The organism is Synechococcus sp. HK01-R (assembly GCF_014217855.1).
Lineage (GTDB): Bacteria > Cyanobacteriota > Cyanobacteriia > PCC-6307 > Cyanobiaceae > Synechococcus_C.
In genome coordinates this window covers 2,254,431-2,267,597 of sequence record NZ_CP059059.1, presented here as the reverse complement: position 1 = coordinate 2,267,597, position 13,167 = coordinate 2,254,431, and the positions used below count along the sequence as shown (strand labels likewise).

Genomic DNA, 13,167 nt, shown 5'->3' with positions numbered 1-13,167 from the left:
TGACCTCGCTGTCGATGACCTCGCTGTTGATGAAAGTGCCATTCACCGATCGCCCTGCAGCAGCTCCTCCGTTCGCGGCTCCCGCGTCAAAAAACTGTGCCATCACAAGGGATGCGTGGATCTGATTCCAATTTGGGCTGTGCGCCCCCCCGTGGCGAGGGAGGGGAACCGACCTGGGTTAGAACCCGCTCTCCACGAGGCCTTGCTGGATCCCGGTCTTGCGAAGTTTGCGCAGGGCCCGTTGCACCACCTGGCGGCAATACTCGCGGCTGCATCCCATCTGGCGAGCTACCTCAGCGAGGGTGCGCCACTCGTGGCTGCCATCCAGTCCGAAGCGCAGCGTTACCACCGTCCGCTCCTTGGGGGTGAGATTGGCTTTTTTAAGAAGCGTCCAGGCTGAGGCGGTGCGTTCGGCGATCTCCGCCCGCTCCATCGGCGGCAGCTCATCGCTGGGAAGCACATCGACCAGTTCGGAGGGATCGGCCTTTGATTTCACGATTCCCTGCAGGCTTACGGTCACGCTGCGCAGCTCACAGGCGAGCAGATCCTCCACTTCCGGGAGGGGAATCTTCATCGTTTCGGCCAATTGGGCTGGGCTGGCGGGTTGACCATTGCGCTGCATCAGCCGTGCCTTCGCGGCCCGCAGTTTGGTCAGCTTTTCATTCACATTCACAGGAATGCGAATCGTGCGGCTTTGGGTGGAAAGAGCGCGATTCAGGCCCTGGCGAATCCACCAATAGGCATAGGTGGAGAAGCGATGGCCACGGGTGGGGTCATATTTCTCAACGGCTCGGGTGAGGCCAAGCGTTCCCTCTTGGATGAGATCAAGCAGATCAAGCCCTTTGCCCTGGTAGCGCTTGGCCAGATTCACCACAAGGCGAAGATTGGCCGTGATCATCTGGTTCTTGGCTTTCTCTCCACGTTTGATCGTGCGTTTTTCGTCATCGCTGTAAGCACAGGCTGGGCCTGAACCACCAGCAAGCATGCAGCGCTCGGTGATCGCCGCCATGGCCTGAACCTTGCGTCCGAGAGTGAGTTCTTGCTCTGGGGTGAGCAGTTGATGTCGTCCGATTTCTCCAAGGAAGGCACTGAGTGAACTCACCATCAGAAACTCCAGGTTGACTCCGGTGTTTTTTGAACCTAGAACGAAAAGCTTTTCCCTGTTGAGGTGTAATAAAGAGTGCGGATTTTATGCTTTGTGCGTTATTCGGAATTGCTGCATAGTTTCGCTTTTCTTTGTGTTTGCCTGGCTGTTGTTTTGCAGCCTTCCCGTTGTGGAATCTCCGGTTATCGCTTGGTTGTCGCCTCGCTGTCACCCACTTGTCGCCTTGGTGGCGGCGTCGCGGCCAGCGGGGTCGCTACTGTCGGCCTCTTCGCTGCCTAACCCATGCCTCTGGCCACCTTGTTGATTCCCGAGATCGCCAAGAGCGCCGGTGTGGCCTATGTGCACTACCTGAGCTTCATGCTCTGCTTCGCCGCCCTGGTGGTGGAGCGACGATTGTTGCGGCCTGATCCCGATCGGCGGGCGGCCACAGCGATGGTGATCACCGACATCGTTTATGGCATTGCTGCCTTGGCGCTGCTGGTGAGTGGCATTTTGCGGGTGTTGTATTTCGGGCAGGGCAGCAGCTTTTACACCGAGAACCCCCTGTTCTGGTGGAAGGTGGGTCTGTATCTGAGCGTGGGTGCTCTGTCGCTGTATCCCACGGTCACCTACATCCTCTGGGCCATCCCGCTGCGGAAAGGGGAGCTCCCCAAGGTCAGTGAGGCCCTTGCTACGCGGCTTGGCTGGATCATCAATGTGGAATTGGTGGGATTTGCCCTGGTGCCTCTGTTGGCCACGTTGATGGCCCGTGGGGTCGGTCTGCCCGCCGCATGACGACTGATCCCTGCCCCCCGGCGCAGGAACTGCGTGTGCTGGACGTGACGCTTCAGCCTTTTGGGGCAGCAGCTCCTGTTGACTACGCCGATACTCTGGCCACCACGGTTGAAGGCCCACCAAGCCTTCCCCTCTGGTGCATCTGGGTGGAACCTGCTCTTGGTCAAGAGCCTGATCGCTGGGAGCGTCGCTGGCTGACGGCTGTGGACGCCGCGATCGGCAGCTGGTCAGAGCTCGTGCCGATTCGGCGGGTGACAGACCCAAATCGGGCTCATCTGCGCATTGAGCGCCGTCGTCCTCCGTTGAGGAGGTTGGCGAGTGGCTGGAGGGCGAGCAATGGACGCAGCCTGTTGAACGTGGTGGCGGCCCGTCGGCAGGGTGAGTGGCGGCTGGAGCCCCAGGTTCGCGTGTTGGTGTCCCCGGAGTTGCGAGCGCCGGTGCTCCAAGCCGCCGCGCTTCATGAGCTGGGCCATGGCTTCGGTTTGTGGGGGCATAGTCCGGATCCTGGGGATGCGATGGCGCTGCACCAGGGAGGGACACCGGTGTTGAAGCTCTCAGCGCGAGATCGTCTCACCTTGGAATGGTTGCGGCTCCAGCCGACGCGCTTTGGCCTGCCTAGTCCCGCCTGGGGGCGCCGCGCCGGGCAGCCAGCACCTGCTGAACCTCGCGCCAGCTCACCCCATGGTGAGCGAGAGCCACCTGCAGGTGAAAAATGATGTCTGCGGCTTCGCCGGCAATCTCGGACGCGTTGTCGTCCTTACAGGCCATCACGAATTCGGCGCTCTCCTCGCCGATCTTTTTGAGGATGCGGTTGTCGCCGCCCTCCAGCAGTTTGTTGGTGTAGCTCCCCGGTTCGGGCTGCTCGCGCCGACCTTCGATCACGCGCATGAGTTCCGTGCAAACATCCGCCGGCGGTGGCTCCGCCTGGGCACCACCGCCGCTGGCTGACCGGCCACCGGGCCCGAAACTGTCGTCATAGAAGCAGCTGCGCGCCCCGGTGTGGCAAGCCACATCACCGGTCTGCTCGATTGTGAGTAGCAGCACATCGGCGTCGCAGTCGTAGCGCATTCCCTTGAGTTTTTGGGTGTGGCCACTGGTGGCTCCCTTGTGCCAGAGCTCCTGCCGCGAGCGGCTCCAGTAGTGCACTTCTCCGCTTGAGAGGCTGCGCTCGAGTGCCTCCCGGTTCATCCAGGCCTGCATGAGCACGGCACCATCCAGCCAGTCCTGGGCGATGGCGGGGATCAGACCGGCTTCATTGAAGCGAAGCTGATCGAGGAAGGCGGTGGAGGGAGGCTGCATCGGATCGGGGAGCCTGCAGATGTAGACAGGAAGATCCTCCCGCAGTGCGATTCCTTTCCTGTTCTGATGTCGTCGCCCCCCGCTGGATACACCTGCAGTAAGCACTTTGATGGCTATCCCTGCTGCCATCGTCAGTGGCAGCACCAGGGGCACTGCCGCTTCGTGCATGGTTACAGCCGGAGTTTCACCTTCTGGTTTTCAGCCCGTGAGCTGGATGCCAATGGCTTTGTGGTGGATTTCTCCAGCCTGCGGCCCTTAGAGGCCCAACTGCGCCAGCAGTTCGACCACACGTTTCTGGTCAATGCTGATGACCCCCTGCTGCCTGAGTGGGAGCGCTTGCACGCGCTGGGTGCCCTTGATCTACGCGTGATGGAGAACGTGGGCATGGAAGCCAGCGCCCAGCTGCTCTGGGGCTGGGCGAATGCTTTGTTACTCGACCGTGATCACGGTCGCAGCTGCTGCTGGAAGGTGGAGGCCCGGGAGAACCGGGCCAATGCGGCTTGCTATGAAGCGCTTCCAGGTTGGTTCAGCTCTACAGCGAGCTGATTCAGCGCAGCACCAACTGTTCTTGATCGACGGCCACATCCACCGTGCCGCCGTCGCCGTAGCGCCCCGCCAGGATTGCTTTGGCAATCGGCGTTTCCAGCTCTCGCTGGATCGCGCGCTTGAGCGGCCGGGCGCCATAGACCGGGTCGTAGCCGGCATTCGCCAGCCAGTCGGTGGCGTCTTCGCTGATGGCCAGCCCCAGCTTGCGTTCGCCAAGGCGCTGGCGCAGGCGCTCCACCTGAAGGCTCACGATCCGACGCAGCTCTTCGCGGCGCAGGCTGTGGAAGATGATTTGGTCATCCAGACGGTTGAGAAACTCGGGCCGGAAGTGGCCGCGAAGGGCCTCGTTCACCCGGCGTTCCATTTCGCTGTGCTGACTGTCATCGCCGCCGAGATCGAGGATCGACTGGCTGCCGATGTTGCTGGTGAGGATGAGCACCGCATTGGTGAAATCCACCGTGCGCCCTTGCCCATCGGTGACGCGCCCGTCATCAAGGATCTGGAGCATCACGTTGAACACGTCGGGGTGGGCTTTTTCCACCTCGTCAAACAGGATCACCGCGTAGGGACGGCGGCGCACTGCTTCTGTGAGCTGACCACCTGCTTCGTAGCCCACGTAGCCCGGAGGGGCACCGATCAGGCGGCTGACGCTGTGCTTCTCCATGTATTCCGACATGTCGATGCGCACCATGGCGTCCTCGCTGTCGAACAGCTGGGCCGCCAGAGCTTTGGAGAGTTCCGTCTTGCCCACACCGGTCGGGCCGAGGAAGAGGAAGCTGGCGATCGGTCGATGGGGGTCGCTGAGGCCGGCCCGGGAGCGCTGGATCGCATCGGCAACGGCGCTGACCGCCTGCTGCTGGCCCACGACCCGTTCATGCAACTGGTCTTCGAGACCAAGCAGCTTCTCCATTTCGCTCTGCACCAGCTTGGCGACGGGAATTCCAGTCCATTTGGCGATCACCTCGGCGATGTCGTCCTCGGTGACTTCCTCTCTCAGTAACGACTTCTCACCACTGCCAGCACCCGCTTCGTCGCTGGCGAGGGCCGTTTCCTTCTCACTCAACTGTTTCTGGAGGCTGGCCAGGGTGCCGTATTCCAGTTCAGCGGCCTTATTGAGGTCGTAGTTCCGCTTCGCTTGCTCCACCTGGAGTTGTACGCGTTCGATCTCCTCCTTCAGGGCCGAGAGCTCATCGATGGCGCCCTTTTCCTGCTGCCACTGGGCATTGAGACTGCTCTGCTGTTCGGCCAGCTCGGCTAGCTCCCGCTCCAGGCGCCCCAGCCGCTCTTGGCTGGCCGCATCCGATTCGCGGCCAAGAGACAGCTTCTCCATTTCCAATTGCAGGATCTTGCGATCGATCTCATCGATCTCCTCCGGTTTGGAGGTGATTTCCATTTTCAAACGTGCGGCGGATTCATCCACCAGGTCGATCGCTTTGTCGGGAAGGAAGCGGTCGGCGATGTAGCGGCTGCTGAGCACGGCCGCGGCCACCAGGGCGCTATCGGCGATGCGCACGCCGTGGTGCACTTCATAGCGCTCTTTCAGCCCGCGCAGGATGGAGATCGTGTCTTCCACCGTGGGTTGATCCACCAGCACTTGCTGGAAGCGACGCTCGAGGGCTGGATCCTTCTCAATGTGTTGGCGATGCTCATCGAGGGTGGTGGCACCAATGCAGCGCAGTTCGCCCCGGGCCAGCATCGGCTTGAGCAGGTTGCTCGCATCCATGGCGCCGCCGGTGGCGCCGGCTCCCACGACGGTGTGGATTTCATCGATGAACAGCACGATGCGGCCCTCGGAGGTCGTCACCTCCTTGAGCACAGCCTTGAGCCGCTCCTCGAATTCACCGCGATATTTGGCACCGGCGATCAGCGCGCCCATGTCGAGGGCGATGAGCTGGCGGTTCTGCAGGGCCTGGGGCACATCGCCGTTCACAATCCGCTGGGCCAGCCCCTCCACGATCGCGGTCTTGCCGACGCCGGGTTCACCGATGAGCACCGGGTTGTTTTTGGTGCGGCGGCTGAGAATCTGGATCGTCCGTCGAATCTCTTCATCCCGGCCGATCACCGGATCGAGCTTGCCGTCGCGGGCGGCGGCGGTGAGGTCACGGCCATATTTCTCGAGGGATTCATAGGTGCCCTCCGGGTTTTGATCATTCACGGTTTGGCTGCCGCGCACGGCATCAATGGCAGTTTTGAGAGCTTTGGCATTGGTTCCGGCCTGCTCGAGAAGCCGTTGACCACAGCGGGCATCATCGGCGAGGGCGAGCAGCAGATGCTCGATCGAAAGGTAGCGATCGCCATAACTCTGCTTGTGCTGCTCGGCCCGCTCCAACAGGTTGCTGAGGCCCTTGCCCAGGTACACCGACTCTGCAGGGGACTGCAGGGCCGGCAGATGGCTGAGATGAAGGTCAACGGCGTTTTGCAGGGCGGGGGGAGAAACGTCCGCCTTTTCGAGGATCCGCGTGGCCAGTCCGTTCTGCTCCAGCAGTGCCAAGAGCAGATGTTCGGTTTCCAGCTGTTGATGGCGGCGACTCTGGGCAAGCTGCTGGGCCGAAAGGATTGCGGCCCAGGCCTTTTCGGTGAACTGTTCGGCCGTGGGTTGCATGGGTCTGGTTCTGCTGAATCAACCGTATGAACGGAGGAAAGCCCTGGGGAGCGGAGAACCGATCCGATCCGTTCGGTCTGCGCGGCAGGCTGCGGCAAACCGGCCCCGCTGGGTAGGGTCAACCGAAGGCGTTGGGTGGCAGGTCAGCAGCAATGGCTGAGAGGAGTGAAGTGGATCCTGCCTTGGTGACAGCGCTCGTAGCGCGAGTTCACGAGCTTTATGGACCCCAACCGCAGGATTTAGAGCGCATGTGCTGGACCGTGGTCCATGAGCACCACCACGGTGCGATGCCCACTGAATACGACATCCGCGAGGTGGATGAAGCGCTTTACCTCGCGGTGCTTGAACGCTGTCGCTGAGTTAACGCCTGATCCTGCTGGCTTCAAACCAGCCCTGAAGGGCATCGCAACGTTCGTCCTCGTCGAGATCCTGTTGATTGATCGAAAAGCCCCAGCGATGAGCGAGTTCGAGTAGGTCGCTTGTGGCGCTGATGGCATGCAGTTCGCGTCTGAGCGCTGCACTGTGTTCAACGGCGTGAACAAAATCCTTGAGGGCTTTGCGGCTCATCGTTGCCAACCCCGTTCCGCTTGCTCTTCCACGTAGGACGCCACATCAGCAATCTGTTGGTCCGTGAGCTTGCCTTCATAGGCAGGCATCGCATTGCGTCCGTATTCGATCTGATACTCAATCGCCCCGAGACGGTCTTCGCTGTAGGCCTCCAGGTGGGACTGAAGATCCTCAAGGCTGAGGGTGCGGTTGGCCTGAATCACATTGCCTCCACCCATGTGACAGCCGGCGCAGTTGGCGGCAAATAGCTGAGCACCGTTCTCACGATCGCCTGTCAGTTCGATACTGCTGGTCGTGACTGCCAAGACCGGTGCCTCAACCAGCAGGCCGAACCAAAGGCTGAGGCACACGCTGATGGTCCATGCGATCCAGCGACCAGGCTCGTGCACGGCGGGGAGGGGTCTCTCAGCTCACCCTATCCAGCTTCCGCGAAAAAAAAAGCCCGACCCAATAGCAAAAGCATTGGGTCGGGTTTGGATGATTTTTCAAATCAGAGCTTGAAGATCCCCTGTGGAGAATCTCAAGGACGGAAGAGTGCAATCACTCAACAATCACTTTGCCAACCATGCCAGCACCACGATGGGGCTCGCAGTAGTAGTCGTAGGTGCCAGCGGTGCTGAAGGTCTCTTCCCAGGATTCGCCGGGAGCGAAAGCGAGATCGGAGTGGCTCAGCTCATCATGACCGTCGAAGACGGCATTGTGGGGGGCCATCTTGTTGTTAACGAACTTGACGGTGTCGCCAGCTTTGATGGTGACGGTGCTGGGCTCGAAAGCGAGCATGCCGGAATCGGAGCCGAGCTTCACCTCAACGGTGGCCGCGTTGACGGAGGCAACACCAAGGCCGAGAACCAGCAGCAGAGCAAAGCAAGCCGAGAGAAGTGAACGCAAGCGTTGAACCATGACGGTTTTAGATCGTGTTGTGGGAATCACTTTAACGCTGGTTTGGGCCTTCCACGCTGCGGCAGCCCGCTGTCTTGCAACACAGTCGTCAGATTTGGCCCATGGCTGCGTTCTCCAAAGCGCTCCGGCTGACTCACGGGATCATGGATGAAGTGCCGTTGGCGGATCGAGAAGCGGTCCCAGGCATTCACCTCGATCGGCAGGATGCGGATCAGAGTTTCGATCAGCCAGGGCCAGAGCGGAACTCCAGGGGTGCGCCTCACGCCGCGCCAACGGCAGAGCGTGGCGACCGCTTCATTCACGCTGATGGCCTGCTGCCCCATCACGATCCTGCGCACGGGGCCTTGGCCCGGCTCAGGATTGGGGCCGTGGGGGGTGGTGGCCAGATGGCCACAGATGGCAGCGATGTCGGCGGCATGGATGAAGTGGAAACTGGCGTCAGCTCGGAGCCAGCGCGCCAACCACAACCACTGGCTCGCTTCGGCCAGCCCTTCGGTGAGGTAGCTGGTGGGAAACGGACTGCTGCCATCGACGCGCCCCCCGAACACCAGGGTCGGAAACACCGCAACGATCTTCTTTGCCAGGGGATGCTGTTCCAAGTCCTGGAGACACTGCGCTTTGGTTTGGATGTATTCCGTGCCGTAGGCCAGAGCTTCAGGAAGAGGACGCAGGTGGCGGTCGAGGATGCTCGCGGTGGAGAAGTAGGTGATCTGTTCGATCAGCAGCGGATTGAGCAGGGCCAGCATCCGCTTCACGGCCACCACATTCACTTGATGAGCCCGCTCCGGGTCACCCCAGGCCGTTGCGGTGTGGATCACACGGGTCACGCTGGCCAGTTCGGCGGCGAAGCGATCGGTTTCCCTCAGATCTCCCACCAGCAGGCGCACCCTGGGGTGGTCCTTCCGGATCGCCGTGAGCTTGCCGGGATCCCGCAGCCAGAGCAGCAGCTCCGCATCACTGTGCTCAAGCAACCAGGCGGCGGTGTACTGACCGACGCAGCCGCTGGCGCCGGTGATCAGGATGCGGGCAGGCATAAAGGGTGTGCTCAGGCCAGCGCGCCGAGGCGATCCATCACGGATTTACCCGACTCAAAGAAGGCTGCACCGTTTTCCTCCGGTGTACCCGGCAGGATGCCATGGCCGAGATTGAGGATGTGCTTCCGGCCACGGGCCTTGCGCACGCAATCGTCGATCCGATCGCGGATAGCTGCGGGAGTTCCGAACAGCAGGCCTGGATCCACGTTGCCTTGCACACCGATGTGCTCAGGGAGCCGGGCCAAGGCTTCAGCCATATCCACGGTCCAGTCGAGGGACACGATGTCCACACCCGTGCGCGCCATCCGCTCGATCACTCCAGCGCTGCCGGAGATGTAGAGGATGAAGGGGGTGTCGGGGTGCGTCTGCTTGACCAGATCGACCACTTTTTTCTGGTAAGGAGCCGCGAAGGTGTCGTAATCCGCGGGGCTGAGCTGGCCGGCCCAGGAGTCGAACATCTGCACCACCTGGGCGCCGGAATCGATCTGATAGCGCAGGTAGGTGGCGATCGACTCGGCGAAATGATCCAGCAGCTTGTGAAGAATGTCGGGTTCGCGGAAGGCCATGGCCTTGATCACCGCGTAGTTCTTGCTGCTCTTGCCTTCCACCACGTAGGCGGCCAGGGTCCACGGAGCTCCGACGAAACCCAGCACCGCTGCCTCATTGCCAACGCTCTGACGCAACCTGCCGAGCACCTCGCCGACGAAGGGCATCGACTCGGAAGGGTTGAGGGGGCGCAGGGCGTTGACCTGCTCGATCGTGCGGATCGGGTCACCGATCTGCGGACCTTTGCTCTCGATGATGTCGAAATCGATCCCCATGCCGGGTAGGGGCGTGAGGATGTCGGAGAACAGGATCACGCCGTCAGGCTTGAAGGCGTGGAACGGCTGCATCGAGATCTCGTAGGAGAGATCAGGGTTCTCGGAGCGCTCCCTGAAGCTGGGATAACGATCACGCAGGTCCCGATAGATCTTCATGTAACGCCCTGCCTGGCGCATCATCCAGACCGGGGGACGATCGACTGACTCGCCGCGGGCGGCACGGAGCAGCAGGGGCAGTGAGTCGCTCATGAATGCGTCAAGGTGAAGACGGCAACCTACCTGAGAGAACCGCCGAGATCGCAAGCGCTCCGGGTCAGTCCGGGGTGTTCGTCACACGGAGGCGGACGACCCTGCTGCCTCATCGGTGGCGGAGATGAGACTCCGCTTTGGGTCGTGACGGAAGACCATCAAGCTCAGGGGCGGCAGGCAGAGATCCAGGGAATTGTCGTAGCCATGGATGCCCCATTCATCGGTGGGCTTGCCGCCCATGTTGCCCATATTGCTGCCCCCGTATTGGGCCGCATCGGTGTTGAAGATCTCCTCGTAGAAACCGGCGATGGGAACACCCACTCGGTAGTGAGAATGACTTTGGGGCGTGAAGTTGGCCACCACCACCAGCCAAGTGCCACCAGCGCTTTCACGTCGCATGAAGCTGATTACTGAATGACGGTTGTCGTTGCAGTCGATCCACTGGAAGCCGTATTGATCAAAGTCGTCGCGCCAGAGCGCGGGTTCGGCTTTGTAAAGAGCATTCAGGTCGCCAACCATCCGCTGCAGGCCTTGATGGGGTTCGAACTGGAGAAGATCCCACTGCAGATCACCCCACACATTCCATTCGGCGCGCTGGCCGAATTCCATCCCCATGAAGATCGTCTTCTTACCGGGATGGGTCCACATGTAAGCAAGCAGCGCTCGTGTATTTGCATATTTCTGCCAGTCATCCCCAGGCATTTTGTGGAGAAGATGACTCTTGCCGTGCACCACTTCATCGTGGCTAAGAGCCAGCATGAAGTTTTCGGTGTAGTTGTACCAGATTGAGAACGTGATGTTGTTCTGGTGGAACTGGCGGAACCAGGGATCCAGCTCGAAATAATCGAGCATGTCGTGCATCCAGCCCATGTTCCATTTGAGGTTGAAGCCCAGGCCACCGATATCCGTGGGTTGGGTCACCATGGGCCAGGTGGTGGATTCCTCTGCGATGGAGAGGGCACCAGGGAAGTGCTGGAACAGAACGTGGTTCGCCTGTTGCAGGAAGCGCACCGCTTCAGTGTTTTCCCTGCCGCCATGTTCGTTCGGTAGCCATTCACCATCGGGCCGCAGGTAGTCGCGATACAGCATGGAAGCCACTGCATCCACACGAATGCCATCGATATGGAACTGGTCAAACCAGAACACAAGGTTGGCGACAAGGAAGTTGCGAACTTCATTGCGGCTGTAGTTGAAGATCAGCGTGCCCCACTCCTTGTGTTCGCCGATGCGAGGGTCGGCATGCTCATAGAGATGGCAGCCATCGAAGAAGGCGAGGCCGTGGCTGTCGCGCGGGAAGTGGCCGGGCACCCAGTCGATGATCACGCCAATGCCTTCGGCATGGCAGCGATCCACGAAGGCACGGAACTCATCCGGTGTGCCGTAGCGGCTGGTGGGGGCGTACCAGCCGGTGACCTGATATCCCCAGGAGCCATCGAAGGGATGCTCGGTGATGGGCATCAGTTCGATGTGGGTGAAGCCCCGTTCCTTCACGTAGGGGATCAGGCGATCCGCCAGTTCCGGATAGGTGAGGAGGCGGGCACCCGGCTTGAGATCTGCTGCGGGCACTGGAGCACGAGCTGAGCCATCGGGCTCAATGAAGGGCTCCTCCGCGGAGGCATGGATCCAGCTGCCGAGGTGCATTTCATACACCGCAATCGGCTGATCAAGGGCATTGCGGCTGTCGCGCTGCTGCATCCAGCTGCCGTCGCTCCAGTGGAAGCCATCCAGGTGGCTCACCACAGAACTGGTGGCCGGGCGTACCTCGTGTTGGAAACCGTAGGGATCAGCCTTCTGGTAGCAGTGGCCCTCCTGGGTGCGAATTTCGTATTTGTAAAGCTGTCCCTCGGACAGACCGGGAACGAAGAGCTCCCAGATCCCTCCCAGTCGCTGCTGCATGGGGTGGTGGCGTCCATCCCAGGAATTGAGGTCACCGATCACACTCACGCTGCGGGCATGAGGGGCCCAGAGGCAGAACATCACCCCGTCGATGCCGTTGCGCGCTGTGCGGTGGGCACCCATACGCCGCCAGATGTGGTGATGGTTGCCCTCGGCAAAGAGATGGCGATCCATCTCTCCCATCCACTCATCACGGAAGGCCCAGGGATCGTGCTGTTCGTGGGTGATCTCTCCCCGCTCGACACGCACCGTGTAGCTGCACCCTGGGTCATGGCTCAGGGACGCCTCAAAGATCCAGGGGTGGTGGGGCGTCTGTGTGGGGACCTCCTGGCCCCCCGCCAGCAGGGTCACCGACCGCGCCTCTGGCATCCACACCCTCACCACCCAGCTGCCGTCCTGCAGAGGCTGAGGACCAAGCACAGCAAAGGGATGGTCGTGTCGGCACTCGGCAAGACGCTGAGCGTCCTCAACCATCCAGTCGAGAACTGTGCTGGTCATTCCGGCAGACGCTTGATTGGGCGGGAGCTTAAGCGGAAAAAACGGAGCAGAACCGTTCGTGCTGGTGTCCTGATCCGGATCAGACCAGATCTGAGGAGAAGTCGACGTTGATGATCCGCCCCTGGCGGTTGAAGATCACGAACAGGTTGTCGGTGACCTTGCCGAACTGAATCGTCACCAGCACCAGTTGCTGTTCACCGCCCTGGCTTGCCACGAGGGCGCTCTTGATCGTCTGCACGCCGCCGAGGGTGCTCGACAGCTTGGTCCACTTGCGCTGCAGATCCTGGGGGCTGAGCTCCTTCTGGAAATCGAGGTCGAGGTAGTAGCGGGCTTCAATCCAGCGGCCTGCTTTCAGATCGTTCACAAACTTGAGGGCCGTGGTCTCGATCGGCAGGGTGGTGCCGACCCACTTCCAGGCCACCAACTTGCCGCTGTCATCGAGCACGAGCAGCAGGGGAACCTCTCCTTTGCGGGTCTCCACCACGGCGAAAGCTTCCACGGTGGTGTCATCGATCCCGCGGGAGATCTCGCTGATCCGGTAGGAGCTGACTTTGGGTGAGCGGTTCATCCGCTGCTGCACCGCTTCTGTTGTGGTGCTGTTGCGCAGGGGATCTGAGAGCCCTTGGTAGATCGCTTGGCCGTCTTTGGTCTTGATGGCTTCTAGAAGGGTCCGGGCTGCTTCGTTGGCCTGGGTCGCCGTCAGGCTGGTGGTCGGTGCCGGGGTGGTCTGCGCAACGGTCTGCGCAACGGCTGTTTTGCTCTGAGCCAACGTTGCGCCGCTTGGCAGCACGGCCGCCAGGGGGCCGCTGAGGGCGAGGGCGAGCAGGCAGGCGGCGGTGTTCACGATGTTGGCGAGCGATCCTGGGGCCCAGTTTG

Annotated in this window: 14 protein-coding genes; 4 read left to right on the top strand and 10 right to left on the bottom strand. The window is 61.1% G+C overall.

Features of this window, described 5'->3' with window-relative positions:
- Positions 1–178 precede the first annotated feature (178 nt).
- The gene (locus tag H0O21_RS12125; protein ID WP_185189825.1) at positions 179–1,105 is read right to left on the bottom strand and encodes an RNA polymerase sigma factor RpoD/SigA; all 927 of its coding nucleotides are present in this window, start codon (positions 1,103–1,105) and stop codon (positions 179–181) included.
- A gap of 282 nt (positions 1,106–1,387) precedes the next feature.
- Here H0O21_RS12125 and H0O21_RS12120 point away from each other — a divergent pair, with 282 nt between their 5' ends.
- Both H0O21_RS12120 and H0O21_RS12115 read left to right on the top strand, forming a co-directional pair.
- Positions 1,388–1,879 (top strand): DUF2214 family protein, encoded by a 492-nt coding sequence (locus H0O21_RS12120; RefSeq protein ID WP_185189824.1) that lies wholly within the window; start codon positions 1,388–1,390, stop codon positions 1,877–1,879.
- Positions 1,876–2,595, top strand: a complete 720-nt coding sequence (locus H0O21_RS12115) for a peptidase (protein ID WP_255441026.1) — start codon at positions 1,876–1,878, stop codon at positions 2,593–2,595. The genes H0O21_RS12120 and H0O21_RS12115 overlap by 4 nt, the downstream gene beginning before the upstream one ends.
- Here H0O21_RS12115 and hisIE read toward each other — a convergent pair.
- Positions 2,495–3,178: a bifunctional phosphoribosyl-AMP cyclohydrolase/phosphoribosyl-ATP diphosphatase HisIE gene (hisIE, locus tag H0O21_RS12110; protein ID WP_131456432.1), complete on the bottom strand. Its 684-nt coding sequence runs from the start codon at positions 3,176–3,178 to the stop codon at positions 2,495–2,497. The two genes, H0O21_RS12115 and hisIE, sit on opposite strands and share 101 nt — an antisense overlap.
- 66 nt (positions 3,179–3,244) lie before the next feature.
- Here hisIE and H0O21_RS12105 point away from each other — a divergent pair, with 66 nt between their 5' ends.
- Positions 3,245–3,724, top strand: a complete 480-nt coding sequence (locus tag H0O21_RS12105) for a 6-carboxytetrahydropterin synthase (RefSeq protein ID WP_185189823.1) — start codon at positions 3,245–3,247, stop codon at positions 3,722–3,724.
- A 1-nt stretch (position 3,725) separates the two neighbouring features.
- Here the strand turns inward: H0O21_RS12105 and clpB are convergent, their stop codons facing one another.
- Positions 3,726–6,326 (bottom strand): ATP-dependent chaperone ClpB, encoded by a 2,601-nt coding sequence (gene clpB / locus H0O21_RS12100; RefSeq protein ID WP_185189822.1) that lies wholly within the window; start codon positions 6,324–6,326, stop codon positions 3,726–3,728.
- Between the two features lie 152 nt (positions 6,327–6,478).
- On the opposite strand from clpB, the gene H0O21_RS12095 reads away from it, so the two are divergent.
- Positions 6,479–6,685 (top strand): hypothetical protein, encoded by a 207-nt coding sequence (locus H0O21_RS12095; protein WP_131456438.1) that lies wholly within the window; start codon positions 6,479–6,481, stop codon positions 6,683–6,685.
- A 1-nt stretch (position 6,686) separates the two neighbouring features.
- Here H0O21_RS12095 and H0O21_RS12090 read toward each other — a convergent pair whose 3' ends face one another.
- The 7 genes from H0O21_RS12090 to H0O21_RS12060 form a co-directional block, all read right to left on the bottom strand.
- A complete protein-coding gene (locus tag H0O21_RS12090; RefSeq protein ID WP_185189821.1) occupies positions 6,687–6,893 on the bottom strand; it encodes a Nif11-like leader peptide family natural product precursor in 207 nt (68 codons plus the stop codon).
- Complete coding sequence (locus tag H0O21_RS12085; protein ID WP_370523115.1) at positions 6,890–7,216, bottom strand: c-type cytochrome; 327 nt, start codon at positions 7,214–7,216, stop codon at positions 6,890–6,892. The genes H0O21_RS12090 and H0O21_RS12085 overlap by 4 nt, the downstream gene beginning before the upstream one ends.
- A 217-nt stretch (positions 7,217–7,433) precedes the next feature.
- Positions 7,434–7,793, bottom strand: coding sequence for a plastocyanin (gene petE, locus H0O21_RS12080; RefSeq protein WP_131456444.1), 360 nt, complete (start codon positions 7,791–7,793; stop codon positions 7,434–7,436).
- A 26-nt stretch (positions 7,794–7,819) separates the two neighbouring features.
- Positions 7,820–8,827 (bottom strand): NAD(P)-dependent oxidoreductase, encoded by a 1,008-nt coding sequence (locus tag H0O21_RS12075; RefSeq protein WP_185189819.1) that lies wholly within the window; start codon positions 8,825–8,827, stop codon positions 7,820–7,822.
- 11 nt (positions 8,828–8,838) lie between these two features.
- Entirely contained in the window at positions 8,839–9,897 is a 1,059-nt protein-coding gene (gene hemE / locus H0O21_RS12070) for a uroporphyrinogen decarboxylase (protein WP_185189818.1), read from the bottom strand.
- A gap of 81 nt (positions 9,898–9,978) precedes the next feature.
- Positions 9,979–12,291 (bottom strand): 1,4-alpha-glucan branching protein GlgB, encoded by a 2,313-nt coding sequence (glgB, locus tag H0O21_RS12065; protein WP_185189817.1) that lies wholly within the window; start codon positions 12,289–12,291, stop codon positions 9,979–9,981.
- A 79-nt stretch (positions 12,292–12,370) separates the two neighbouring features.
- Positions 12,371–13,135, bottom strand: coding sequence for a DUF3887 domain-containing protein (locus tag H0O21_RS12060; RefSeq protein WP_185189816.1), 765 nt, complete (start codon positions 13,133–13,135; stop codon positions 12,371–12,373).
- Between the last annotated feature and the right edge of the window lie 32 nt (positions 13,136–13,167).

Excerpts from the sequence above, each read along its gene's own strand:
- H0O21_RS12125 (WP_185189825.1), bottom strand. The coding sequence starts at position 1,105 with ATGGTGAGTTCACTCAGTGCCTTCCTTGGAGAAATCGGACGACATCAA.
- H0O21_RS12120 (WP_185189824.1), top strand. The coding sequence starts at position 1,388 with ATGCCTCTGGCCACCTTGTTGATTCCCGAGATCGCCAAGAGCGCCGGT.
- H0O21_RS12115 (WP_255441026.1), top strand. The coding sequence starts at position 1,876 with ATGACGACTGATCCCTGCCCCCCGGCGCAGGAACTGCGTGTGCTGGAC.
- hisIE (WP_131456432.1), bottom strand. The coding sequence starts at position 3,178 with ATGCAGCCTCCCTCCACCGCCTTCCTCGATCAGCTTCGCTTCAATGAA.
- H0O21_RS12105 (WP_185189823.1), top strand. The coding sequence starts at position 3,245 with ATGTCGTCGCCCCCCGCTGGATACACCTGCAGTAAGCACTTTGATGGC.
- clpB (WP_185189822.1), bottom strand. The coding sequence starts at position 6,326 with ATGCAACCCACGGCCGAACAGTTCACCGAAAAGGCCTGGGCCGCAATC.
- H0O21_RS12095 (WP_131456438.1), top strand. The coding sequence starts at position 6,479 with ATGGCTGAGAGGAGTGAAGTGGATCCTGCCTTGGTGACAGCGCTCGTA.
- H0O21_RS12090 (WP_185189821.1), bottom strand. The coding sequence starts at position 6,893 with ATGAGCCGCAAAGCCCTCAAGGATTTTGTTCACGCCGTTGAACACAGT.
- petE (WP_131456444.1), bottom strand. The coding sequence starts at position 7,793 with ATGGTTCAACGCTTGCGTTCACTTCTCTCGGCTTGCTTTGCTCTGCTG.
- H0O21_RS12075 (WP_185189819.1), bottom strand. The coding sequence starts at position 8,827 with ATGCCTGCCCGCATCCTGATCACCGGCGCCAGCGGCTGCGTCGGTCAG.
- hemE (WP_185189818.1), bottom strand. The coding sequence starts at position 9,897 with ATGAGCGACTCACTGCCCCTGCTGCTCCGTGCCGCCCGCGGCGAGTCA.
- glgB (WP_185189817.1), bottom strand. The coding sequence starts at position 12,291 with ATGACCAGCACAGTTCTCGACTGGATGGTTGAGGACGCTCAGCGTCTT.